This window comes from Caballeronia sp. SBC1, from assembly GCF_011493005.1.
Lineage (GTDB): Bacteria > Pseudomonadota > Gammaproteobacteria > Burkholderiales > Burkholderiaceae > Caballeronia.
Map to the genome: position 1 here is coordinate 1,194,640 of NZ_CP049157.1, position 22,619 is coordinate 1,217,258.

The 22,619-nt window shown below is 60.2% G+C and carries 18 protein-coding genes and 2 pseudogenes; 9 read left to right on the forward strand and 11 right to left on the reverse strand.

What is annotated here, in order from left to right; genetic code table 11:
- Positions 1-68 precede the first annotated feature (68 nt).
- Together SBC1_RS23420 and SBC1_RS23425 are read left to right on the forward strand one after the other, a co-directional pair.
- Positions 69-965, forward strand: coding sequence for a patatin-like phospholipase family protein (locus SBC1_RS23420; protein WP_165095250.1), 897 nt, complete (start codon positions 69-71; stop codon positions 963-965).
- 188 nt (positions 966-1,153) lie between these two features.
- Positions 1,154-1,363 carry a hypothetical protein gene (locus SBC1_RS23425; RefSeq protein ID WP_165095247.1) on the forward strand — a complete coding sequence of 70 codons (210 nt, stop codon included), beginning with the start codon at positions 1,154-1,156 and terminating at the stop codon, positions 1,361-1,363.
- 56 nt (positions 1,364-1,419) lie between these two features.
- Here the strand turns inward: SBC1_RS23425 and SBC1_RS23430 are convergent, their stop codons facing one another.
- Positions 1,420-2,241 (reverse strand): S9 family peptidase, encoded by an 822-nt coding sequence (locus tag SBC1_RS23430; protein WP_165095243.1) that lies wholly within the window; start codon positions 2,239-2,241, stop codon positions 1,420-1,422.
- 261 nt (positions 2,242-2,502) lie between these two features.
- A complete protein-coding gene (locus SBC1_RS23435; RefSeq protein ID WP_165095240.1) occupies positions 2,503-5,991 on the reverse strand; it encodes a response regulator in 3,489 nt (1,162 codons plus the stop codon).
- Between the two features lie 281 nt (positions 5,992-6,272).
- Between SBC1_RS23435 and SBC1_RS23440 the strand changes: the two are divergent.
- A pseudogene (locus tag SBC1_RS23440) lies at positions 6,273-7,957 on the forward strand (fibronectin type III domain-containing protein).
- Between the two features lie 812 nt (positions 7,958-8,769).
- Here the strand turns inward: SBC1_RS23440 and SBC1_RS40030 are convergent.
- The 4 genes and pseudogenes from SBC1_RS40030 to SBC1_RS23460 all read right to left on the reverse strand — a co-directional run.
- Positions 8,770-8,877 (reverse strand): annotated as a pseudogene (locus SBC1_RS40030) (short-chain dehydrogenase); the annotation flags it as partial.
- Positions 8,878-8,904: 27 nt separating this feature from the next.
- Positions 8,905-9,621 carry an ATP-binding cassette domain-containing protein gene (locus SBC1_RS23450; protein WP_241202252.1) on the reverse strand — a complete coding sequence of 239 codons (717 nt, stop codon included), beginning with the start codon at positions 9,619-9,621 and terminating at the stop codon, positions 8,905-8,907.
- Positions 9,622-9,710: 89 nt separating this feature from the next.
- Positions 9,711-10,691 (reverse strand): ABC transporter permease, encoded by a 981-nt coding sequence (locus SBC1_RS23455; protein WP_165095230.1) that lies wholly within the window; start codon positions 10,689-10,691, stop codon positions 9,711-9,713.
- A gap of 9 nt (positions 10,692-10,700) precedes the next feature.
- Positions 10,701-11,711 (reverse strand): sugar ABC transporter substrate-binding protein, encoded by a 1,011-nt coding sequence (locus tag SBC1_RS23460; protein ID WP_165095227.1) that lies wholly within the window; start codon positions 11,709-11,711, stop codon positions 10,701-10,703.
- A gap of 197 nt (positions 11,712-11,908) precedes the next feature.
- Between SBC1_RS23460 and SBC1_RS23465 the strand changes: the two genes are divergently transcribed.
- A complete protein-coding gene (locus SBC1_RS23465) occupies positions 11,909-12,949 on the forward strand; it encodes a LacI family DNA-binding transcriptional regulator (RefSeq protein WP_165095224.1) in 1,041 nt (346 codons plus the stop codon).
- Here the strand turns inward: SBC1_RS23465 and SBC1_RS23470 are convergent.
- The 4 genes from SBC1_RS23470 to SBC1_RS23485 are packed head-to-tail and all read right to left on the reverse strand — an operon-like array spanning position 12,939 to position 16,505.
- Positions 12,939-13,808 (reverse strand): sugar phosphate isomerase/epimerase, encoded by an 870-nt coding sequence (locus SBC1_RS23470; protein WP_165095220.1) that lies wholly within the window; start codon positions 13,806-13,808, stop codon positions 12,939-12,941. The two genes, SBC1_RS23465 and SBC1_RS23470, sit on opposite strands and share 11 nt — an antisense overlap.
- Positions 13,805-15,058 (reverse strand): NAD(P)/FAD-dependent oxidoreductase, encoded by a 1,254-nt coding sequence (locus SBC1_RS23475; RefSeq protein WP_165095217.1) that lies wholly within the window; start codon positions 15,056-15,058, stop codon positions 13,805-13,807. The genes SBC1_RS23470 and SBC1_RS23475 overlap by 4 nt, the downstream gene beginning before the upstream one ends.
- On the reverse strand, positions 15,055-15,405 hold the full coding sequence (locus SBC1_RS23480; protein ID WP_165095214.1) for a non-heme iron oxygenase ferredoxin subunit: 351 nt from the start codon (positions 15,403-15,405) through the stop codon (positions 15,055-15,057). Before SBC1_RS23480 ends, SBC1_RS23475 begins: the two co-directional genes overlap by 4 nt.
- A gap of 26 nt (positions 15,406-15,431) precedes the next feature.
- Positions 15,432-16,505: a fatty acid desaturase family protein gene (locus tag SBC1_RS23485; RefSeq protein ID WP_165095211.1), complete on the reverse strand. Its 1,074-nt coding sequence runs from the start codon at positions 16,503-16,505 to the stop codon at positions 15,432-15,434.
- A gap of 506 nt (positions 16,506-17,011) precedes the next feature.
- Between SBC1_RS23485 and SBC1_RS40035 the strand changes: the two genes are divergently transcribed.
- A complete protein-coding gene (locus SBC1_RS40035; protein ID WP_243830301.1) occupies positions 17,012-17,167 on the forward strand; it encodes a hypothetical protein in 156 nt (51 codons plus the stop codon).
- A gap of 1 nt (position 17,168) precedes the next feature.
- Here SBC1_RS40035 and SBC1_RS23495 read toward each other — a convergent pair whose 3' ends face one another.
- A complete protein-coding gene (locus tag SBC1_RS23495) occupies positions 17,169-17,519 on the reverse strand; it encodes a response regulator (RefSeq protein WP_165095208.1) in 351 nt (116 codons plus the stop codon).
- A 206-nt stretch (positions 17,520-17,725) separates the two neighbouring features.
- On the opposite strand from SBC1_RS23495, the gene SBC1_RS23500 reads away from it, so the two are divergent.
- The 4 genes from SBC1_RS23500 to SBC1_RS23515 all read left to right on the forward strand — a co-directional run bounded on the left by SBC1_RS23500 (position 17,726) and on the right by SBC1_RS23515 (position 22,604).
- A complete protein-coding gene (locus tag SBC1_RS23500; protein ID WP_165095205.1) occupies positions 17,726-18,427 on the forward strand; it encodes a hypothetical protein in 702 nt (233 codons plus the stop codon).
- A gap of 238 nt (positions 18,428-18,665) precedes the next feature.
- Positions 18,666-20,459 (forward strand): L-arabinonate dehydratase, encoded by a 1,794-nt coding sequence (gene araD / locus SBC1_RS23505; RefSeq protein WP_241202214.1) that lies wholly within the window; start codon positions 18,666-18,668, stop codon positions 20,457-20,459.
- Between the two features lie 20 nt (positions 20,460-20,479).
- Positions 20,480-21,214, forward strand: coding sequence for a ribonuclease activity regulator RraA (locus SBC1_RS23510; RefSeq protein WP_165095199.1), 735 nt, complete (start codon positions 20,480-20,482; stop codon positions 21,212-21,214).
- A gap of 118 nt (positions 21,215-21,332) precedes the next feature.
- Positions 21,333-22,604: an MFS transporter gene (locus tag SBC1_RS23515; RefSeq protein WP_370469657.1), complete on the forward strand. Its 1,272-nt coding sequence runs from the start codon at positions 21,333-21,335 to the stop codon at positions 22,602-22,604.
- Positions 22,605-22,619: the final 15 nt, after the last annotated feature.

A 22,619-nucleotide genomic window follows, 5' to 3' on the forward strand; every position in this document is an offset into this window, starting at 1 on the left:
ATTGGCCGGGTTGCCTGTCGGCGATCCATGAACATCGCATGTGGTATTGCCACGCAGGAGCGGCAGACATGTCCTTTGATCATCCCCCTCTATCCGTTTCATCGGGGTTGACCGCCTTCGTATTCGCGGGTGGCGGCAGCCTCGGTGCGATCGAGGTCGGCATGCTGCGCGAGTTGCTCGACCGGGGCGTGCGTCCGGATTGCGTGATTGGCGCGTCGGCGGGCGCCATCAACGCGGCGTATTTTGCCGGCCGGCCCAATGCCGATGGCGTCGCCAAGCTTGAATCGCTTTGGTGTCGCATCAGACGACGGGACATCATGCCACTCAGCATGTTTGCGCTGTTCGAGATGATGCTGAGTCGGCGTTCTCACCTCGTCGAGGCGACAGCGCTGCGCTTCCTGCTGGAAAACAATTTGCCCTATGAGCGAGTGGAGCAAGCGACCATACCGCTTCACGTTGTCGCGACCAACATGCTGAGCGGCGACGAGGTCATCCTCTCGTCAGGCCCGGTGGTCGATGCCGTCCTTGCGAGCGCCGCAATTCCTGGCGTGTTTCCGCCAATACGCGTTAACGGAGTCGATCTCGTCGATGGCGGCGTAGCCAACAATACGCCGGTCTCGGTAGCCGTCGGACTCGGCGCGACACGCATCATCGTGCTGCCGGCTGGTTTCGCCTGTGCGCTGCAGAAACCGCCGGCCAACGCGATCGCGCAGGCCATTCATGCGTTGACGCTTATCATCGCGCGGCAGCTTGTGCGTGATCTGGCGTTCTATTCGTCGCGTGTGGAGATCTTTGTTGTACCACCCTTGTGTCCGCTCGATGTATCGCCTTACGACTATACGCAGTGCGATCGCCTGATCGAGCGTGCTGCCGTGCAAACGCGTGCGTGGCTAAGCGACGGTGGCCTCGAACGCGTGGTCATCCCGGCTCAACTGCACGAGCACGCGCATGCCGAGGCGGTTTAGCCAATGGAAAGCGGCGATATTAAATCGACAGCCGCACTGCATCTGAACGTTACCGTCCTACGTATCTCGTCTAATGTCATCTTCTGGCGTTCGAGGCGTTTGAATTAAACACTGACTTCTCGAGAGATCCGCTCGCGACTGCTGATAGGTCGTGCTTTGCCAAGTTTTGCCCGGCTAGGGAGTAAGCAATGTGCAACGACCTCACTGAGTTCGAGCTTAACTGGCTTCTTGAGCTAGCAATAAATGGCGATGCTACGGTGCCTGCGGCCCTGTTGAAGCGCTTTCGAGAGCTGGGATATGCGGAACAACTGTTTTCGCAGATCCAGGCTTCGGACCTTGGCCGTGAACGATTGCTGGCGAGGGCGCGACGCGCTCTCGCGCCGCACGCGAAAGCGTGACAACTCGCTTTTGCGGACTGAAACCTTACTCCGTTTGCGCTGGCATCGGCTGACGGCTATCGGATGTTGAGCGCCTTTAGTATTTCGGCGTGTAGCACTGGCCACACCGGCGACGTCGTCGACATTTCGTCGTAGTGACTTGCATCGGGAATAACGATTGTCTGCACGTCGTTGCCCGCGCGACGTGCCAGGAGGGCATAGCGCGCTGCGAGATCAGGCGGTGCGACCGTGTCCAGCTCACCGTTGATCAGCACGGTGCGTGCTTCAGATGGCAGCATTGCGGCGGGGGACGTATCGGCCAGCACGTCTTGCCGGCCGGGTTGCGGCGTACCGGTAAGCGCAACGGGGGCGAGTCCGCACGCGCGTTCTATAGATCGGCTGTCGTGCAAATCGGGTAAGGTGCCCAGGCCTATGACGGCTGGAACGGGCAATGGTGTTGCGGTGTAGAGAGGACTTGCCGGGCTGATACGCTGCCGGGCTGCCGCCCACTGCGCGAGTTGTGCGCCTGCCGAATGACCGACGGCCACAAGACGAGTCAAGTCGACATCAAGCGCGGCCGACTGATCCCTTAGCTTGTTCAACGCGGCCGCGATGTCCTCATAGGTACCGGGAAAACCACCGCCGTCTTCATCCACGCCTCGGTATTCAATGCTCCACACGGCGATCCCTTCGTTCGCCAAGGTGCGGCCCATTGCGGCAACCTGGGTGAGACCACCATATTTGTGCGCCCAGCATCCACCGTGAATTAATACGACCACGGGGTAGGGACCCGCGCCGGTCGGCCGGAACAGCTCGACAAATTGCGACTGTGCCGCGCCATACGCAATACGCGCGTCAGGAGGGGGACCTGCTAAGGCAAGGTAATCCTGAAGTCGCATTGGCTCAGCGATCGTCCGTGACGAAAGGAGCACGGTAAGCAACGCGAGTATGAGTTGACGGTAAATTCGTATCATGAAGCGGCGCTAGCCAGCTTCGACACTGACTTGAGAAATTACGCGCCAGATTGCGCTGGCATGAAGCGATATACGCCGCGCTCGCGGCCGTGGATGCAACTGCGGAGGGGCCAACCCGCAAGACGGACCCGGAGGCGCCCGGGACACAATAAAAACAATAGATGCCCCGTCCCTTACGCAAGCACCTCAGCCTCGCATACGTTCGAGGCTCGGCAGCCACACCCGCAACAGCGAATAGAGCCTGTCAAGATCGATCGGCTTGGCGAGATAGTCCGTCATCCCCGCTAGACGAGTCTGTTCCTGATCGTCCTTCATCGCTTTCGCTGTGATCGCGATGATCGGCAGGCTCGCGAAGCGAGGGTCGGTACGAATCCGGCGCGTGGCCTCGAGTCCGTCCATGCCGGGCATCATCACGTCCATCAGCACCAGGTCGATGTCCGGCGTTTCGTTCAGCTGGGTGATTGCTTCGAACCCGTTGCGTGCGATTTCCACTGTCATGCCCTTATGTTCGAGCGCGCTGCTTAACGAGAAGACGTTGCGGATATCGTCGTCGACCAGCAGGATGCGCCGCCCCTCGAAGGCACGATCCCGGCTACGCACCGCCTTCAGCATGGTTTGTCGTTCATACGACAGGTTCGCCTCGACCTTGTGCAGGAACAGGGTTACTTCATCCAGCAACCGCTCAGGCGAGCGCGCGCCCTTGATGATGATCGAGCGTGAATATTTCAGCAGCTCGGCTTCTTCCGCATGCGTCAGGTTGCGGCCGGTATAAACGATCACCGGCGGGAAAGAGCACATGCTCTCGCTCGACATCTTCCGCAGCAACTCGCCGCCCTGCATGTCGGGCAGCTTCAGGTCGATGATCATGCAGTCGAAGATCGTCGTTCGCAGCAGCGCCAGCGCCTGTTCACCAAGCTCGACCGCGGTGATGTCGATATCGCCGTCCCCAATGAGTTGCACGATGCTTTCGCGCTGGCGTGCGTCGTCTTCCACCAGCAGCACGCGCTTGACCTTCTGCGTGAATTTATCCTCCAGCTTGTGGAAGATGTCCTTCAGTTGCTCGCGCGTGGTCGGCTTGATTGCATAGCCGATTGCGCCGAGATGCAGCGCGGCCTCGCTGCTATCAACAGCCGACACGACATGCACAGGAATGTGCCGGGTGAGCGGGCCGTCTTTCAACTGCTGCAACAGCGCGAGGCCTGACCGGTCCGGCAAGCCGATGTCGAGGAGAATGGCATCGGGCAAGTACTGCGCGGCAAGTTGCAGCGCTTCAGCGGCGGTTTGTGCGACCAGGCAGCCGTACTGCATTTCATGCGCAAGCTGGAACAGAATTCCCGCAAATGACAGGTCGTCTTCAATCACCAGCACTGACCGGCGGCCTGGCGTCCAGTTCGCGCGATCGTCGTCATACGCTGCCACGTCTTGCGTCCGGGAGGCCAGCGGCTGAGCCGGTGCAACGATGGCCGGAGTCGACAACGGTGCGCGTAACGGTTTGCGCAATACCGAGACGTTTCCAATCGGCTCGCTTGCACCCGTCCAGTGTGTGGGCAGCATCAGCTCGAACGTGCTTCCCGCGCCGAGCGTGCTGCTGACGCGGATCGCGCCGCCAAGCAGCGTTGCCAGATTGCGTGAGATCGACAGACCGAGGCCCGTGCCGCCATAGCGCCGGCTGGTGGTTCCATCGGCTTGACGGAATGCTTCGAAAATCGTCTGCTGGTGTTCCGGTGCAATGCCGATACCCGAGTCTGTTACGGCAAAGCGCACCCGATTGCCGCTATCGAGACCCAAGGCGAGTTCGATGGTCCCCGCGTCCGTGAACTTCACTGCATTCGACAGCAGGTTCTTGAGTATCTGTTCCAGGCGCCGTGAGTCGGTGAATATCGATGCCGGCACATCCGACGCCATATGAACGACGAATTTCAATTGCTTTTGGGTCGCGAGCGGCTCGAAGGTCCGCTTCAACGATTCAACCAGGCGGCGCATCGATACATCTTCCGGCGCGAGTTCTAGCTTGCCGGCTTCGACCTTGGAGATGTCGAGGATGTCGTTGATCAGGTTGAGCAGATCGTTGCCGGCTGAATAGATCGTATTGGCGAACTTGACTTGCTCGGCGCTTAGATTTCCGCCCTGGTTTTCCGACAGCAGTTTGGCAAGAATCAGCGAACTATTAAGCGGCGTGCGCAACTCGTGCGACATGTTTGCCAGGAATTCTGACTTGTACTGGCTGGCACGCTGCAGATCGTCGGCGCGCTGTTCCAGTTCTGCTTGAGCATAGCTGAGTTCCTCGTTCTTTTGATCGAGTGCCAGGGCCTGGAAAGTGAGCTGCTCGTTGATCGATTCGAGTTCTGTTTTCTGATTGCCGAGATCCACTTGCGATTCTTCGAGCGCAGCGGTCTGCTCTTCGAGTTCCTCGTTCGCGGTGCGCAGTTCTTCTTGTTGAAGCTGCATTTCCTCGTTGAGGCGTTGCGTTTCCTCGAGCGTGTCCTGAAGCCGCTGGCGATACAGCGCCGCTTCAATCGCCGCTCCCATATTGCCTGCTATCAGCTTCAGGAACTCGATGTCCCGCGCAGATACCGGCTTCATGAACCCGAGTTCCACGACGCCGTTGACCGTACCGCCGTTCTCGATCGGTGCCATGACTACGCTCTTCGGCGCGGTGGTTCCGAGTCCCGACGTGACCTTGAGATAGTTGTCCGGGATGTTGTCGACTTCGATCAGCCGACCCTCTGCGGCAGCTTGTCCGACCAGCGTCTCAGTGCCTTCGAACGATTGCGGGTGCTCTTCGTTTTCGCGGCTGAAACCGTAGGCGGCGGTCCGCCGTAACGTCCCGGTTTCATCGCGGACATACAGCGCTCCCACCACCACACCGAGGTACTGGGCGAGAAATTCGAGCATCGCACGGCTGAGCTGCGGCAGGGTCTGTTGTCCGGCAGCGTTTTCCGCCAGCAGACTTTGCCCGGTGCGCAGCCACGCTTGCTGTTGCAGGGTTTGAGTGTGTTCGGTCTGCGCCCGCAGCGCGCGGTCGTAAGTCGCCGACAGGTTCGTCAACTCGCGTCGGCCGAGCACGGCGAGCAGAAAGCTAAGCGAAAGGCTGATGCCGAGGAAGAGCGCCACTGCGATGATGGTGACGCGCCTGACCGTCGCCGTCCGTTCCCAGCGCAAGTTCAGCTCGACGTCCATGAAGGTGTTGAACTCACGGCGCATGTCGTCGAACTCGAGCTTCCCCTTGCCGGTGCGCATGACGCTTTGAAAATCCTGGTTCGTGCGCCGCAGGGTGATGAGCTGTTCAGCAATCCCGTCCCACTGCGCCTCCAGCGCGCCGATATGCTTCAGGCGCTCGATTTGCGGCGTGTTGTCGCTGACGAGATCGGTCAGCGTGGCCAGCTTCGCGGTGAAACTGGCGCGACCGAGCTCATAAGGCGCGAGATAGGAATCGTCGCCGGTGATCAGGAAGCCCCGCATGCCGGACTCGCGGTCGACTGCGATCTTGATCAGGTCATTGCTGTCGGCGACTACGCGCTCGGAATGGTCTAGCCAGTCCATGGCCGACAACAGATAGAACAAAAGGGCGACGAACACCGCGGCGGTGGTCAAGCCTGCGCCAATCGGCAACGCTATGTTGCGACGAATTATGCGGCGAAAGCCAAGCTGGTCGACAGCTGTATGCTCGGGCATTTGTATCCCTGTTATTTAATGCGCAAAAAGCGCGGTTCGACCGAATGATGAGCGTAAGCGGGATGTCCCGACACCACGGTCAGTGGTGCGCATCTGCGCGGACATGCAGGTCAATCGCTGGCGGGATAATACAGAGTTCACACCGAAGACGAATTACAGCGACCATGTCATGGCCCGGTAAACACGTCTGCCAATAATTACGCTCTTCGAGCCGGTCTGCTTTCTGAGCCGCCGTGAGTGCCTTGCGCTGGTTTATCCTCTTAAGGAGTAGAACACCAGATATGTCGAACAAGAACAGCGATGATCTTTCGCCGGCCGAGCAGGGCGCGATGTTTTCGCGGCGTGGTTTCCTCAAGCTTGCTGGTGCTTCCGGACTGGCAACGGCCGCAGGCGGTCTGGCTTCGGCCAGCCGGGCGGCTGCGGCGAGCCCGGACGGCACGCCTGAGCAGATCCACCTGACCTGGGGCAGGGAGCCTTCGGCCGAGGTGGTGATCTCGTGGGCCTCGCTCGCCCCGGCGGTCAATCCGCGAGTGCGCTTTGGCCGTGCCGGCGAGGCGAGAGCGACCGTGCATGGCGTTCAACGCACTTATACCGATGGACTCAACGGCGAGATTGTCTGCACGTATCACGCGCGCCTTCGTGGCCTGAAACCCGCGGTCAACTACGAGTACGAAGTCACCGCCGACAACGACAGCAATGCGGCCCACCCCTTCACGGCGAATTTCCAGACTGCCCCGTACGGCCGGGCCCCGTTTCGCTGGACCAGCTATGGCGACCTCGCCACGCCGAATACCGGCTGGGCGCTCTCGTCGCTGCAGAGCCGCTTCGCCGTGCAGGCAGTGGAGCGGTTCCAGCCGCTATTTCACTTGCTCAACGGCGATCTTTGCTATGCCAACCTGAACCCGGAGCATCAGCCCGAGGTTTGGCGCGACTTCGGCAACAACGCGCAGACCTCGGCGGCCAATCGCCCCTGGATGCCTTGCCCGGGCAATCATGAACTGGAATTCAACAACGGGGGGCAGGGACTTGACTCGTATCTGGCGCGCTATACGCTGCCGGAGAACGGCACGCGTTTTCCCGGTCGCTGGTATAGCTTTCGTGTGAGTTCCGTGCTGTTCGTCTCGCTCGATGCGGACGACGTGGTCTACCAGGACGCGGCCGCTTTCGTAGCGGGTCCGAGCCCGCTGGTGCCGGCGGCAAGCACAGGCAATCCGCCGATCGCCCCGGGGACGTCGCTTTACGTTCGTGGCTATAGCGGTGGCGAGCAGACGCGCTGGCTAGGCGAGACGCTGCGCAAGGCCGCCGAGGATAAGAATATCGACTGGATCGTCGTCCAGATGCACCAGGACGCGCTGACTTCCTCGAAGACTGGCAATGGCTCCGACAAGGGCATCCGGGAGGCGTGGCTGCCCTTGTTCGATCGCTATGGGGTCGATCTCGTACTCTGCGGCCACGACCATGATTACGAGCGCAGCTACCCCGTGCGTGGCTGCAATCACCATGCGGGTATTGATGCCGTGACGGGTTCGCCGGTGGATACGCTACAGCCTCGGCCGGTCATTACGTCGACTCCTGTTGACGGTGCCTTCGATACGAGCCAGGGCACGATTCACCTGATCCTGGGCGGCGGCGGCACGAGTGCGCCGTTGGACGTCTACGGCTTGGACGCCGGGACCGGCAAGGTGCAGGCAAAGGTGTTCACCAAGCCCAACCGGCCGGTAGCCGGGAGCGCGGCGAACACGTTCGTGCGTCAGCCCGCCGATGCGCTGGAAGATGCCATTTGGTCGGCGCAGCGCGATACCGGTACCGGTTATGGCATTGCCGTGTTCGATCATGATCCGGGGGAGCCGGGGGCAAGACCACCATTACGATGAATTATTATCACGCGCCCGGTGCCGACCAGACGCCAACCGCGACTTACGAGCTGTTCGAGACCATCACGTTTTCGAAGATACGGACGGGGTGATTCGTTCGCACTTGGTCGTTAGGGTTGGAGGTCGGAGCCATTGCCGGGTTGCTGCTTTTAGCGTTAGTGGCCTGCTTAGGTTAGCTAATTTCTTTATCGCTATTAGCCACTGCGCGTGGCGGCGCGTCATTTCTTTGTCCAAAGCGACAAAGAAACGAAGCAAAGAAAACGCTTTCAGAACGCGGGCTCGTAAGTGTCCACAGCGTGCAGTTCCCATTCATGGGTGCCCCAAAAGCACGGTGCTCGCCAGAGCCACGGATGTGTGAACCCCTCCTTCTCGCGAATCCTGACACGAACACGCTTCGCCCCCAACGCTCTCGGGCAAGCACGATTTGCCTACGGACCAGCACGGCATTACGCGTATCTGTTGCCGCGGTTCTTCGTGGGTTACAGCCTCATCCATCTTCGCGGCGGGTTGGCGACGTGGTTCGTTAAGCATACTAATTTGGTGAGTGGTTGTTCGCGGATAGCGCGGGGTGCTCCTTGGGCAGGTTCAGTCACTGGTGGCGAAGCGTGTGGGTATCCGTGTTCGGAGAAAGAGGGTTTCACACATCCGTGGCTCTGGCGAGCACCGTGCTTTTGGGGCACCTATGAATAGAAACTGCACGCTGTGGACACTTAGGGTAGCGTGGTTTGAAAGCGCTTTCTTTGCTTCGTTTCTTTGTCGCTTTGGACAAAGAAATGACGCGCTGCCACGCGCAGTGGCTAATAGTGATAAAGAAATTAGCTAACCTAAGCAGACCACTAAGGCCGAAAGCAGCACCCCGGCATAGACCCCGACCGCCAACCCTGGAACCTAGCAACCCGGCATAAATAACCACGCCCCTCGCTCCGCGCTCAACGAACAGCGCCGTGATCGCCGCTCCAAGCCCCTGTGTACCACCGGTGACTACAGCCACCTTGCCGTCGAACTGTCCCATTGATTTATCTCTCCACCATGTAGTCGATCAAAGCATCTCCGTCACTTCTTCAATAGACGTCTGCGCCACCGGCTTATCGAGTACGACTTCACCGCGCGCCATCGCGACAATCCGGTCGCACGAGTGAAACACGTGCTGCAGATTGTGGCTGATAAACACGCCGGTAATCCCCTGCGCCGATAAGCCCCGCACAAACCCGATCACCTTATCCGTCTCCTTCACCGATAAATGGTTCGTCGGTTCATCGAGGATCAGCACCTTCGACTTGAAGTGCATCGCGCGCGCTATTGCCACGCCCTGGCGCTGGCCGCCCGACAGTTCGCCCAGCAGCGCTTCAGCCGAACGCAGATGCAGGTCGACATCGGCAATCGCTTTAACCGCGTCCGTGCGCATGCGTGCATGGTCCATGGGACCAATGCCGAACAGCGAGAACAGCAGCGGTTCGCGCCCGATAAACAGATTGCGCGCAATCGAAAGATTCGGCACAAGCGAATTGTGCTGATGAATAGTTTCGATACCCAACTGCATCGCTGCTTTTGGCGTGGGGATACGCACAGGCCGACCCTGGAACAAAATCTCGCCTTCATCCGGCCGATGCACGCCCGAGAGAATCTTGATAAGCGTCGATTTGCCCGCGCCGTTGTCGCCGAGCAGGCCCACGACTTCACCGCGTTTGAACTCCAGGCTCACGCCTTTGAGCGCATGCACGCCGGAGTACCACTTGTGCAGGTTACGCACAGCCATCAGTGAGGTCGATGTGCTTAGCGCATCGGCGACGGCGCTGTCTTCATGCGAACGTAGACCGGCATGGCGAGCCGCGGAAGAGAGTGTGTTCATAGCGCCACCTTCAGATGTCGTGCCGTGCGGCGCATCCACGCGTTGGCGACAACCGCGAAAATGGTCAGGCTGCCGACGGCGAACTTGAACCAGTTGGCATCGACTTGCGTCAGCACCAGGCCGTTATCGATCACGCGAATCAGCAGGGCGCCCACCACTGCACCGAGCACATTGCCGATCCCGCCAGACAGAGCGGTCCCGCCGATCACGGCAGCGGCCACCGCCTGCAGCTCGAGACCATCGCCTATTGACGGAAGCGCCGCACCTAGCCGCAACACCTGGATCAGGCCGGCGAAACCGGCGAGCACCGAGCACAGCACGAAGGAGAACAGCTTCACGCGCCGCGCCGGCACACCACTCGATATGGATGCCTCAAGGAACCCCCCGGTTGCTTTCATCCAGTTGCCGAGATTGGTTGCCGAAAGCAGGAATGCCGCCGCCGCGCCGATGGCGATGAACCAAAGAAACGACGCCCGAAACAGCCCCTCCGGTCCTATGAAACTGACGAACAGTTGAGAAGGCATTCGTTCGATCGGCAGGTTCGGCGGGAAGCCACCGGACAGCACGACCGTCAGCGATCGCACGATGAACAACATGCCAAGCGTGGTGATGAAACTCGGTATGTTGAAGACTAACGTGATCAATCCGTTCGCGAGTCCCACGCACGCGGCTACCACCAGCCCGATAAAAAATGCCGGCCAGAACGGCACGCCTGCATTCATTAGCAGCGTGATCGCCATGGGCGTGAGCGCAAACACCGATCCTACGGATAAATCGAATTCACCGCAGATCATCAGCAACGTCACGCCTATAGCCACCAGTCCCACTTCAGGCAACACGCCGAGCACGCCACGAATATTTTCGGCGCTGAGAAATATCATCTGCGAGCGCACCTGGAACAAACCGATCAACACCGCGAGTAATACAATGCCCGCCAACTCCGGCTTCTGCAGGTAGATCTTGAGCAGCTTTTTCATGCGAATCTCCTAGCGCAAGCCTTGTTGCGAGAGCGCGATGACCGAGTCCGCCTGAGCGGGCATGACGAGCGAATTGCCGGTGTTGATATCGGTGGGCGCAAGGCCGAAGGACTTCGCCAGATACACCTGCATCACAGGCATGAAACCCTGCGCATACGGTTGCTGATCGACCTCGGCCTGGATGTAGCCCGCCTTCATCATCTGCAGGACTTGCGGGACGATATCGAAGCCCGCAAGCAGCACCTTGCCCGGCGGCACGTTGCGGTCCTTCAATGTGCGTGCTACTGCTGCATGGAAGAAGCCCATGTCGAAGTATGCCGTTGTATCGGGGTGGGCGGTGAGATACGCGCCAACGCGCTCGCCTGTCACCGAGAGATCCGTGCCGGAGTCGATCCGGTCGATCACGACCGTGCGAGTCGGATTGGCGCGCTTCCATTCATCGAGACCTTCCATCACGCCTTTCGCGCGTTGCTCGGCCCAGTTCTGGCCCGGCGCGCTGACACCAATCAGCACGCGGATCGGCCCGTCCTTCGGAAACTGGCTGGTAAGTTGATGCGCGAGACTGCGCCCGGCTGGGACAAAGTTCTGGCCAATAAACGCCTGCCGTTTCGCCGCACCCGCCGCGCCGCTGCTTTGATCGACGTTATAAGCAATCACGATGATGTGCTTCGCGCGGGCGTCGTTGATCATTGGCGTGAGCGCGTTGTCGTCTACGATGGTCGTCAAGATTGCATCGGGCTTGCGCGCGACGGCGGCCTGGAAGTTCGCGCTCTGCTGCTCGATCGAGCCGTCGGTTTGAGTAAAGACCATCTGGCAATGTGCCTGAACGCGCGTGCAGGCATCGTCGAAACCTTTCTTCACGGCCTGCCAGAACGCGTTGGTCGCCGCGCCGTGCGTCAGCATCACAATGTTCAGCGGCTCCGCGCTGTGTGCAGCACTCGCGGCGAAAAGCGTGGACGTTACGCATGCAGCTATCGCGAACTTCGAACGCGTTTGAAATTTGCTGAGTCTCCGGGTCATCTCCTGTCTCCTGTTATGTTCCGTGCGCGGCCGCATCCGCGGTGCGAATGTCAGGCCATCGTGCGGGGTACTGCTGTCGCCGTTCGTAGCCGGTGACTTGTTAGGTAAGGCTTAACTTACGCACCAACTTGATAGGCAAGTACGGTTGATGCGATGATCAGTGCACTCCGTGATCTCTTCTAAAACGTGTAAGGCTCATGCCCGACCTGACCAACCGCCGTAAAACGAGCATGGCCGATATCGCCAAGGCCGCCGACGTCAGCGAAGCCACCGTCGACCGCGTGCTTAACGGCCGCGGCGGCGTCTCGCGCGAGAAGGAGCGGCGCGTGCTTGAATGGGCGCGCAAGCTCAAGATCGATCGGGCGCTCGACGCGGTATCGGTGCGCTGGTTGCGCATCGCGATCCTCTTGCAGCAACCCGTTGCGCCGTATTACGTCTATCTCAAGCAGGGTTTCGAAATCGCGCAGAAGGCGTTCGAAGCGCAGCGCGTGATCTGTGCGGTGACTTACTTCGATAACCTCGAGCCGGCGCGCGTGGTCGAGACCATCAGCCGTGCGACGCAGAAGGCCGATGCGCTGATCATCGTCGCGTACGAGCATCCCGACATCACGGCGGCCTTGCGTCAGGTCAGCCGCGCGATGCCGGTCGTCACGCTTGCCAGCGACCTGCCTGGAACGGGGCGGCTGGCTTACGTGGGGATCGACAATCGTGGGGCGGGACGCGTCGCGGGCGAGCTGATGGGCCGCTTTCTCGGCGATGCGGGAGGCAAGGTGCTCGTGATGACGGGCATGCATGATTTCCTCGGCCATGAAGAACGCGAAAGCGGTTTTCGTTCGGTACTGCGGCGGCGTTTCCCTAACTGCGACATCGTGGAAACCGTCGAGAGCCGTGAGCAATCGGCGGTCACCGAAAGCCTCACTCGCGACGCCTTCCGGCGTTATCCCGACCTGCGCGGGATCTATAACATTTCAGTCGGCGACGAAGGCGTCGGCGCGGCACTTCAGGCGCTCGGCCGGGTTCGTTCGACGGTGTTCGTCGGCCACGAACTCAACGACATTTCGCGGCGCTTGCTCATTGAAGGAACGCTCGACGCCGTGCTCGACCAGAACCCGGCCGCCGAAGCAATGCGTTCCATCGAAATCATCTTGCGGCACTATCATCGCGACCCCGGCGTGGCATTGCCGCAGCAGATTCCGGTCACGGTGTTGTTGCGTGAAAACCTTCCGTTCAGCGATTAAGCGCTAACGGTGCTGGCTTTTCTTGGCGGCACAGGCCGCTCCAGAGTTCGCGAATCCGATCGCGCATCAGCAGGGATTCGGCCCAGCGGTCGGTCGTGTCGTTGCCATCGCGGCCGATGATTGCGTAAGGCTTGGGTCCCAGTTCGCACGTGAAGACCAGCGTGTCATCTGGACCCGCGCGCCGTTGCCACGACGCAAAGCCGTAACGCCACCAGTCGAGAAACAGGTCCACCCAGATCCGGTGCGGCTCGAACGAGATCTCTATCTGCACCTGTTCACGGCTCGCAACGCGGCCGTGGAAGGCCCACGAATTGTCGAGAATCCGGTGCATATCCGCATGGTTTTCATCGGACACGGGTAGCGCGAATTCACGTCCCACGAGATAGTGCGAGATGTCGCCAAGCAGTTTCAGATCCGGCCGGGCTTCAAGCAGATCGAGCGTGAAATGCAGGTCCGTTGTCATGCGGTCCCGATGCGTTTCGATATACACCGGAAAGTCGACCTGCTCGGCGAGCCTCGTCCATCCATCGATCAACTTGAGCGCGTCATTGAGCCGACGCGGCCGCACATCTGGCTGCAAGTCGATGTGATGCACGCCGAACTCAGTGGCTATTTCAAGGATCGGCTGCAGGTCATCTACCGTACGCGGAAAACATTGTCCCTCTGCTTGCAGGCCAAGTGGTCTTAGCAAACCGCTAAGCTGACGCACGTCGTCGCGCGATGCATAAGAAGCGCTGACGCCATTGAAACCCGCTTGCGCGATCATCGCTATGTTGTCTTCAAGCGAGCGCTCATGGCCGTCAGTGTGACGGCGCTCCATTGCCCATAGCGACTGATAGATGTCGAGCCGCTGCGTCATAGCGCCTCCACGGCGAGCAGCGGCTTGAGCTTGACGCTGCGATCCGAGAGCAAGGAAGGGTCAACGCATGCCCTCCGCGCAATCAACTCCTGCGCCACTCGCACGTCGCGTGCGATCTCGATTGCCTGGCCCACGCCGCTCGCGCCGACCAGCACGCCGTCGCGATCCAGCGCGAAGAAGATCCGCGAGGTGGCGCCCGTCTCACGCACAACGGTCGTCACGCCGAACGCTGGCATGCCGGCAATCTGGATGGTCATGTCGTATTGATCAGACCAGAACCATGGGACTTCGGAATAGGTTTCGCCGCGGTCGAGCATGTTGCGCGCGACAATACGTGCATGGTCCTCCGCGTTCTTCCAGCATTCGAGCCGCATGCGCCGGCGGAACAACCGGTGTGGGAACGAGCAGACGTCGCCGGCTGCGAAAATGTGCGGATCGTTGGTGCGCAGCGTGTCGTCCACGGCAATGCCGTCCGCTACGTCAATACCCGCCGCTTCCGCCAGCTCCGTGCGCGGCTTCACGCCAATGCCGGCGATCACGCAATCGCACGCGATGCTCGTGCCGTCGGAGAGCTTCACGCAGGTGACCCGCTTCATAGTCGATCCTACTATCCGGTCGACCTGTAGGGCGAAGCGCACGTCCACGCCCATCTGCCTGTGCCGTTCCACCAGATACGCCGCGACAATCTCCGGCACGGCACGCATCAGCGCACGCGCGGCCGCTTCGATCACGATCACTTCACAGCCTCTTGCAATAGCCGTTGCCGCGATCTCCAGCCCGATAAAACCCGCACCCACGATCGCGATCTTCCGTCCCGGCAACAACTCGCCGACTACGCTTGACGCGTCTGCTGCCGTGCGCAAGACATGCACGCCGTCAAGCGTTGCGCCGGGCACGCTCAGGCGCCTTGGCGCCGCGCCGGTGGCGATCAGCAGACGCTGATAGGCAATGGTATGGCCGTCCTTCAGAACCACCTTGCGCGCTGCGCGATCGATCTGTTGAACGCTTGCATCGACACGCAGGTCGATGCGTTGCTCGCAATAAAACGTCTCGTCATACAGCGCGCATTGCGCGGTCGTTTTCTGACCGAGCAGCACGGCCTTTGAGAGCGGTGGCCTGTCATAAGGCGCAACCCCTTCATTGCCAAGCAGCGTGATCTCGCCGTCCCAGCCGTTGTCGCGCAACGCATGGGCGGCGCGTGCTCCGCTTTGCCCGGCGCCTATGATCACCATCGCGGGTCGGCTTTTCATGACGCGGTCTTCGCTTGCGCCGGTACGCCGAGCAGCACTTCGCCGCCTTCAATGCGCACGGGGTAAGTTTTCAAATGCAAGCAGACGGGCGGGCTTTTGGGCTTGCCTGTGGGGATATCGAAACGTCCCTGATGCAGAGGGCATTCGATTTCACGATTGAGCACGAAGCCATCGGCGAGATGTGCGCGTTCGTGTGTGCACCAGCCATCCGATGCGAAGAAACCTTCAGCGATCCGATACACCGCGTAACTCGCACCCGCGTGATCGAAGCGGATTACGTCTTCTTCGGCGATCTCGCTGGCAGCGCAGGCGACGACCCACTCAATGTCATTCGTTTCAACGGCCACAAGAGCCTCCGGGTTGTTGCAATTGTTCAGATGCCCGACTGGGCCGCAAATGTTCCGTGCGGGGCACTTTCAACCGGCACCTTGCGTTCGATCACATGAGCCGGATCGGAGCGTTGTTTCCATAACGCGGGCACCATCTCGCGATACACCGAGGAAAGGCTCGGATAAGCGGGCGGAAGCTGATCCTTGATGACTTCATGCAAACGCGGCAGCGCGTGGAACGGCACCATTGGCAGGAGATGGTGTTCAAGGTGGTAGTTCATGTTCAGGTACAGAAAGCGGAAGACCGGATTGATGTACACCGTGCGTGTGTTCAGCCGATGGTCCTTCACGTTGACCGCGAGGCCCGCATGCTGCGTCAGGCCGAGCAACTGATGCAGCCAGCCGCCATAAAAACGCGGTGTCCACACGAACATCAGCGGCAGGAAACTATGGAGCGCGATAGCAAGGCCGATCGTGCCAATGACCACCATCAGATAGATTCGGCATGACCAGATCATCTTCGGCTTTTCGGTGGCGGGGAGGAACGCGTCGGTGGCGGCATCTACGTGGCCGAACGCATGCCGGACGACTTTGCGGATTTCGAGCGAACTGCCAAGCAGTCCGAAAAAATCGACGATGATTGGCAAGACCTGGGTTGGTCGCGCGACCTGGATTTCCGGATCACGCTCTTGAAAGTACGTGTGCGTGTGATGCCGTGCATGACTCCAGCGCCACCAGTAGCCTTCGCGGATCGTCATGAACGAAGACAGGTGGTAGAAGGCGTCATTGAGCCAGCGGGTCTTGAAAGGTGTGCCATGGGCGAGTTCGTGCCAACGGGCGTCGCTGGACGAATAGATCGTGCCGTAGACCAGGAAGGCAGGCACTGTCCACCATGTGCCCCAGCAGGAAGCCGCCACCAGGCCCGACGCGACCAACAGCAACAACCATGGCACGAAGTTGCGGAGGCCTTCGGCGTCGCTGCGTTTCATCAGATCTTTAAGCACGGCGCGCGGGATGCGCGGCTGATACCACTGCTGGCCGATACGTTCGTCGAGCTTTGGGCCGGTGAGGCTGGGCTTGGCCGCATCGCTGGCGCTGGCGTCGGGAGTCGAGGACATAGGTTGTCTCCTGCTTAATTATGTTCAAGCGATGTTTTAGCCATGTTTGAGCGCTTCCCGTCAGTACCAACCGCCGGGCGGCCTTCTTGTTGAGACAACGATAGATGACCGCCGCTAGCTGCTCACTCAAAAAAATGATGGATTTCCATCAAGCATGGCTGCGGGCCGCATTGGCTATGGCTTTTCAAAATAGAAATTAAATTCCACCGAATCAGCGTGTGAAATTTACTTTGCAGTGGCACGGATGGTCTTCTATGCTTGTGTGCACTAGCAGCCGGAGTGCTCCGTGGCCTCGTCCGGGGGACGGCTTTTGTGCCGCACACGCAGCATGAATTGCGTTATCCCGGCGAGGGTGACGCCTTCTTCGAATGCTGCGAGCGCATGGAAGCGGAGCCCGGCGACGCGACTGTTTCTTCGGCGCGACATGGCACTGCGCAATGCCCAACGAGAGTACGCAGGATCGCAGCGCGGTGCGGATCCAATACCTGCCGAAATTCGTCAAACCGATGGAAGAACTGCGCGCGATGGTCGGCGAAACGTTCGTCAGGAACGCCAGCCCGACGATGCGACAATTGCTCCGCTTGAACTTCCCTTGTCCGCAAAATCTCGATGCGATCGCCGTTGCGACGAACGCCGAGGGTCGAAAAACCGCCATGCGCTGACTCAGCCTTCCGAGAATTTCAGCGCGTGCTCCAAAGCGCCCGCGCTGATCGGCTTGTGCAGATAACCGTCGAACGGTTCCAGGTCCTTGTCCCGCAGATCGGTTCTGCCGGTCACCGCAATCACACACGCGTCGCGGGACGCGCCTTCGTTTCGAACCCGCCGGCAAAGCTCCCGGCCATCGGCGTCGGGTAACTCGATGTCGAAGAAAACGACGTCGAAGCTCTGCGCCTGGGTCAATTCCATCGCGGTTCGACCGTCGTACGCGACTTGCACTTTGTGCCCCAGGCCAGACGCTATTTCGCCAAACGCGTCGGCTGAATCTTTATGGTCGTCAATAAACAGGATGTGCACGATTCCCTCGGTATTAAGCGCATGTTGCTGCTTTGCAAGCAGATGAACCGAACGAGATCGCGCGTTCGTTTAGAACACCTTGCAACGAAGATGCCAGCTTTTAATTGCCCTAAAAATGTGGGAACAGCGATTGCAGAGAACGGTTGCCCGGCGCGGCGTCGTCGGCAATTATTCGACAATCGCTTTCCCGTTCAGAGGGGACACCTATGCGACTCCTAACTACTCAAGATGGCTTACCCCGTATCTCGTGGGGCGCGGTCATAGCCGGCGTCATTCTGTCGCTGATTGTTTACCTGATCATGAGCGTGCTGGGGACGGCGATTGGCGCGTCGCTTCTGGCACCCATGGCTCAGCCGAATCCAGGGCGTGTTTTCGGATTTGGCTCGGGCGTGTGGGTGATTGTTACAACCGTACTGGCTGTATTTGTCGGTTCGTACTTCGCCGGGCGTTGTGCGCCAGTGCTCGGATGGCTGCACGGTTTGCTTGCGTGGGCTGTGATGACCTTGCTGCTTCTTTATGGCATGACATCGATTATCGGTGGGGCAGTCAGCGTGGCAGGCAACGTCGCGGCGACGACGGCGAACGTCGGTGCGGCGGCAGGTAATCAAGCGGCTGGCTCGCTCGGCGATTCCGCGAGGCAGCAGGCGCAGGCAGCGCTGGACGGGGCAACGTCGGCTGCGGCCAGTGCCGATGCGCAGCAGAACGCGATGCAAACGGCGCAAACGGCAGCGCGTGGCATTGCCCGCGCGACGTGGTATTCGTTTGCTGCGCTGGTGGTCGGCGCCATCATTGCGGTCGTGTCCGGCAGCGCGGGTTTTCGCCATCAACCGCCGTTTGAAGAAGGCGGCGGTTCGGCGCGCGATGACGCTGTTGTGAATGACACGATGGGACGGCGCAGGGTTTCGTGAGGTAAACCTCCGCGAAATGCAGGCCGTTGGGTTCGGCCGGCCTGTTCCAGCCATCGAATGCCAACCGGGCTGCAACAATCAACCGGCGCTAATTCCTTGCCGTGAGCGATTGAGGGCAGGTTCGGAATAGCCCTACGGTCTTCCTTATTCGTGAAATCCCCTACGGACGTTCGTCAATGATAGCGTTACCATTCGCTCATTCAAGAGTGCGTTGGTAGCGCTACCAAGGAGAATGAGCTTGTCCTCGAATCTGCCCCCGACTTCCACGGCCCCCCGCAAGACCCCTGAACAATTACGCAGCTACCGCTGGTATGGCGTGAACGACTTGCGCTCGTTCGGACACCGTTCGCGCACGGCGCAAATGGGCTATCACCCATCCGATTACATGGGCAAGCCTGTCATTGCCGTCGTTAATACGTGGAGCGAGATCAACTCGTGCCACACGCACTTCAAGCAACGCGTGGAGGAGGTCAAGCGCGGCGTCTGGCAGGCCGGCGGTTTCCCGGTTGAAATGCCCGTGATGACGCTCGCCGAGCCGTTCCAGAAACCGACCACCATGCTGTATCGAAACTTCCTCGCGATGGAAACCGAGGAATTGCTGAAGTCATACCAGTTCGACGGCTGCGTTCTGATGGGCGGCTGCGACAAGACCACGCCCGGCCTTCTGATGGGCGCGATCAGCATGAACCTGCCGACAATCTTCCTGCCGGCTGGCCCGATGCTGCGCGGCAACTGGAACGGCCGCACGCTCGGCAGCGGCTCGGACACATGGAAATATTGGGCCGAACTGCGCGCGGGGAAGATCACGGAAGAGGAATGGAAGGGCATTGAAAGTGGCATTGCGCGCTCGCCGGGCCACTGCATGACCATGGGCACGGCGTCGACCATGACCACTGCCACGGAATCGCTCGGCTTGACGTTGCCCGGCTTTTCGTCGATACCCGCAGTCGATTCGCGGCACGCGCAATTCGCCTCGCTAACGGGCCAGCGGATTGTGGAGATGGTCTGGACCGACCAGAAACCGTCGGACATCCTGACCGCGAAATCCTTCGATAACGCCGTCACGACCGTGCTTTCCATGTCCGGTTCCACGAATGCGATCGTGCATCTGGTCGCGGTCGCGCGCCGGGCGGGTATCGACCTGACAACTGCGCGCTTCGATGAACTCGCGCGCATCACGCCGGTGCTCGCGAACCTGCGACCGGCCGGCAAGTATTTGATGGAAGACTTCTTCTATGCAGGCGGTTTGCGCGCGTTGCTCGTTGAATTGGGCGGCCTGATCGACGGCACGCAGATGACGGTGAGCGGATCGACGCTAGGAGAAAACATCGCGGGCGCGGAGATCTTCGACGAAGACGTGATCCGCAAACTCGGCAACCCGCTGGTGGAACGCGATGGCCTCGCGGTGCTGACCGGTAACCTTGCGCCGGATGGCGCCGTCATCAAGCCGGCCGCAATGGAACAGCATCTGCTGAAGGCGCGCGGCCCGGCCGTCGTATTCAAGGATTACGCCGATATGGCCGCGCGCATCGACAGCGAAGAACTCGATGTCACCGCGGAGTCCGTGATCGTGCTGCAGCACGCGGGTCCGGTGGGCGCGCCCGGCATGCCCGAGTGGGGCCAGTTGCCGATCCCGCAAAAGCTGCTGAAGCAAGGAGTACGCGACATGGTGCGGATCTCGGACGCCCGCATGAGCGGCACGAGCTACGGCGCGTGTGTGCTGCATGTGGCGCCGGAATCGTTTGTCGGCGGTCCGCTCGCGCTGGTGAAAGACGGCGACATGATCGAGCTCGATGTGCCCGGCCGACGTCTCCATCTCGATGTCAGTGACGAAGAGCTCGGCGCTCGCAGGCAAGCGTGGAAGGCGCCGAAACGCCCGTTCGAGCGCGGCTTTGGCGTGATGCATCAGCTTCATGTCACGCAGGCCAACAAGGGCTGCGACTTCGATTTCCTGGAGGAACCGGTGGCCGCGTCGTCGGAGACCGTGGCAGCGACGACGGGTGCGCATCGCGACGAACCCGAGATTCACTAACCTTATTCAGAGCACTCCTTATGAACCCATCCGATACTCCCATAAGCGACGCCGCGCTGGAACTGTTGCGCCACGTCAGCACGGCTACGCTCACCACGCAGTTGTTCAAGCGCGGCTTGCGAAACGTGTTTTTGCAAGGTGTCGCGCCGCTCGTCAAACCCGCGCCGGGCGCACCGAACCTGGTTGGACCGGCGTTCACGCTGCGCAACATTCCCGCGCGTGAAGACATCGATCACGTGGGCGTCTTCCAGGACCCCGATCATCCGCAGCGCAAGGCGGTGGAGAGCGCACCGCCGGGCAGCGTGCTGGTTCAGGACTGTCGCGGGGACCGCTCGGTGGCATCGGTGGGATCGATTCTCGCGCTCCGGTTGGCGAAGCGCGGCGTGGCAGGCATGGTCTCCGACGGCGCGGTCCGCGACAGCGGCACGATCTCCGAGCTCGGCCTGCCGCTATGGTGCGCGGGCGCGAGCGCGCCGCTGAACCTCGCCAAACATCACGCAGTGGATATGAACGTGCCAATAGCGTGCGGCGGCGTGGCGGTGTACCCGGGCGATATTGTTGTCGCCGATGTGGACGGCGTCGTGATCGTGCCGCATGAAATGGCGGAAGACGTGGCGCGCGATGCGACCGAGCAGGAGCAGCTGGAAATCTTCATCTCGCAGCGCATTGATGAAGGCAGGCCATTGCGCGGCACCTATCCGCCGAATGAAGAAACGCTGGCGGCCTATGCGCAATGGCGCGCGAAAAAACAATAACAATAACGTTGGACCAATTACGGCTCGCTGGCACGCAGCGGGCGCAGGAGACAAGGTGAATACTGTTCCGCATGCGGTAGATGAAGTGCCGTTGATCAACCGGCTGGCATTCAGGCTGATGCCGCTGCTTGGCTTGCTCTACCTGATCGCGTATATCGACCGTTCGAATATCAGCTTCGCGAAGCTGCAGATGCTGGGCAGTCTCGGTTTGAGCGAAGTGGCGTATGGGTTGGGCGCGTCGTTGTTTTTCATTGGCTATCTGATCTTCGAAGTGCCGAGCAACGTGCTGCTGCACAAGTACGGCGCGCCGCGCTGGATCGCGCGGATCATGCTGACGTGGGGCATTGTCACCGTGCTGCTCGCGTTCACGAAAAACGCCACTACGTTCTACGTGTTGCGCTTTCTGCTCGGTGCTTCCGAAGCCGGGCTTTATCCTGGCGTAATTTATTACCTGACCTTGTGGTTTCCATCGCGGCATCGGGTGCGGATGCTGGGGTATTTCACGGTGGGCAGCAGTCTGGGCAATATGGTGGGCGCGCCTATTTGCGGTTGGCTGCTGGACAAAGGTGGGCTCTTTGGTCTGCAAGGCTGGCAGCTTGTGTTCATTGTCACGGGCATACCGTCCATTCTTCTGACCGCCGTCGTGCTGTTGTATTTGCCTGCGTCTCCGCTCAAAGCAAAATTCATGTCGGAGGCGGAAAAGAAATGGCTAGCCGATACGCTCGATAACGAACGCGCCCTCGCAGCGCAAACCGAAGCGGGCAAGACAAACTTCCTGAGCGTGTTGACGGAACCACGCGTGATCGGCATGGCGATGTATTACATGATGCTGTCCATGTCGGTGTATGGCGTGAGCTACTGGCTGCCGACGCTGGTCAAGGGCTTCGGGGTCAGCAATACCGTCAACGGTCTCATCAACATTGTGCCGTGGCTGCTCGCGACTATCGTGCTCGCATGGTTGCCGTCGAAGTTGCGCGCCGCTGACCGCACGATGACCGCGATGCTCTGTGCGTCGGTACTCGGCGTGATGTTCTTTCTTGGCAGCGTGTTCCTGCCGACCAACACGTTGCGTTTCATTGCGTTGAGCCTTGGCGCGCCTTGCATGTATTTGTTGTTGCCGTGTTTCTGGACATTGCCGCCGAAGTTCCTGACCGGTGCGCGCGCGGCAGCCGGAATTGCGGCGATCAATTCGCTGGGTAATGTGGGCGGTTTTATCGCGCAGAATCTGGTGCCATGGGTCCGGCAGGTGAGCGGCAGCACGAAGGCGCCCATGCTGATTCCTGCGGCGTGTCTCTTTACGTTCGGCGTCATCACGCTGATTTTGATTCGCCGCAGTCGTCACGACGGAACGCACGAGGCGGCCAGTGAGCGGAGGGTGGAAGCGGCGTAGGGAGCAGCGGTATCG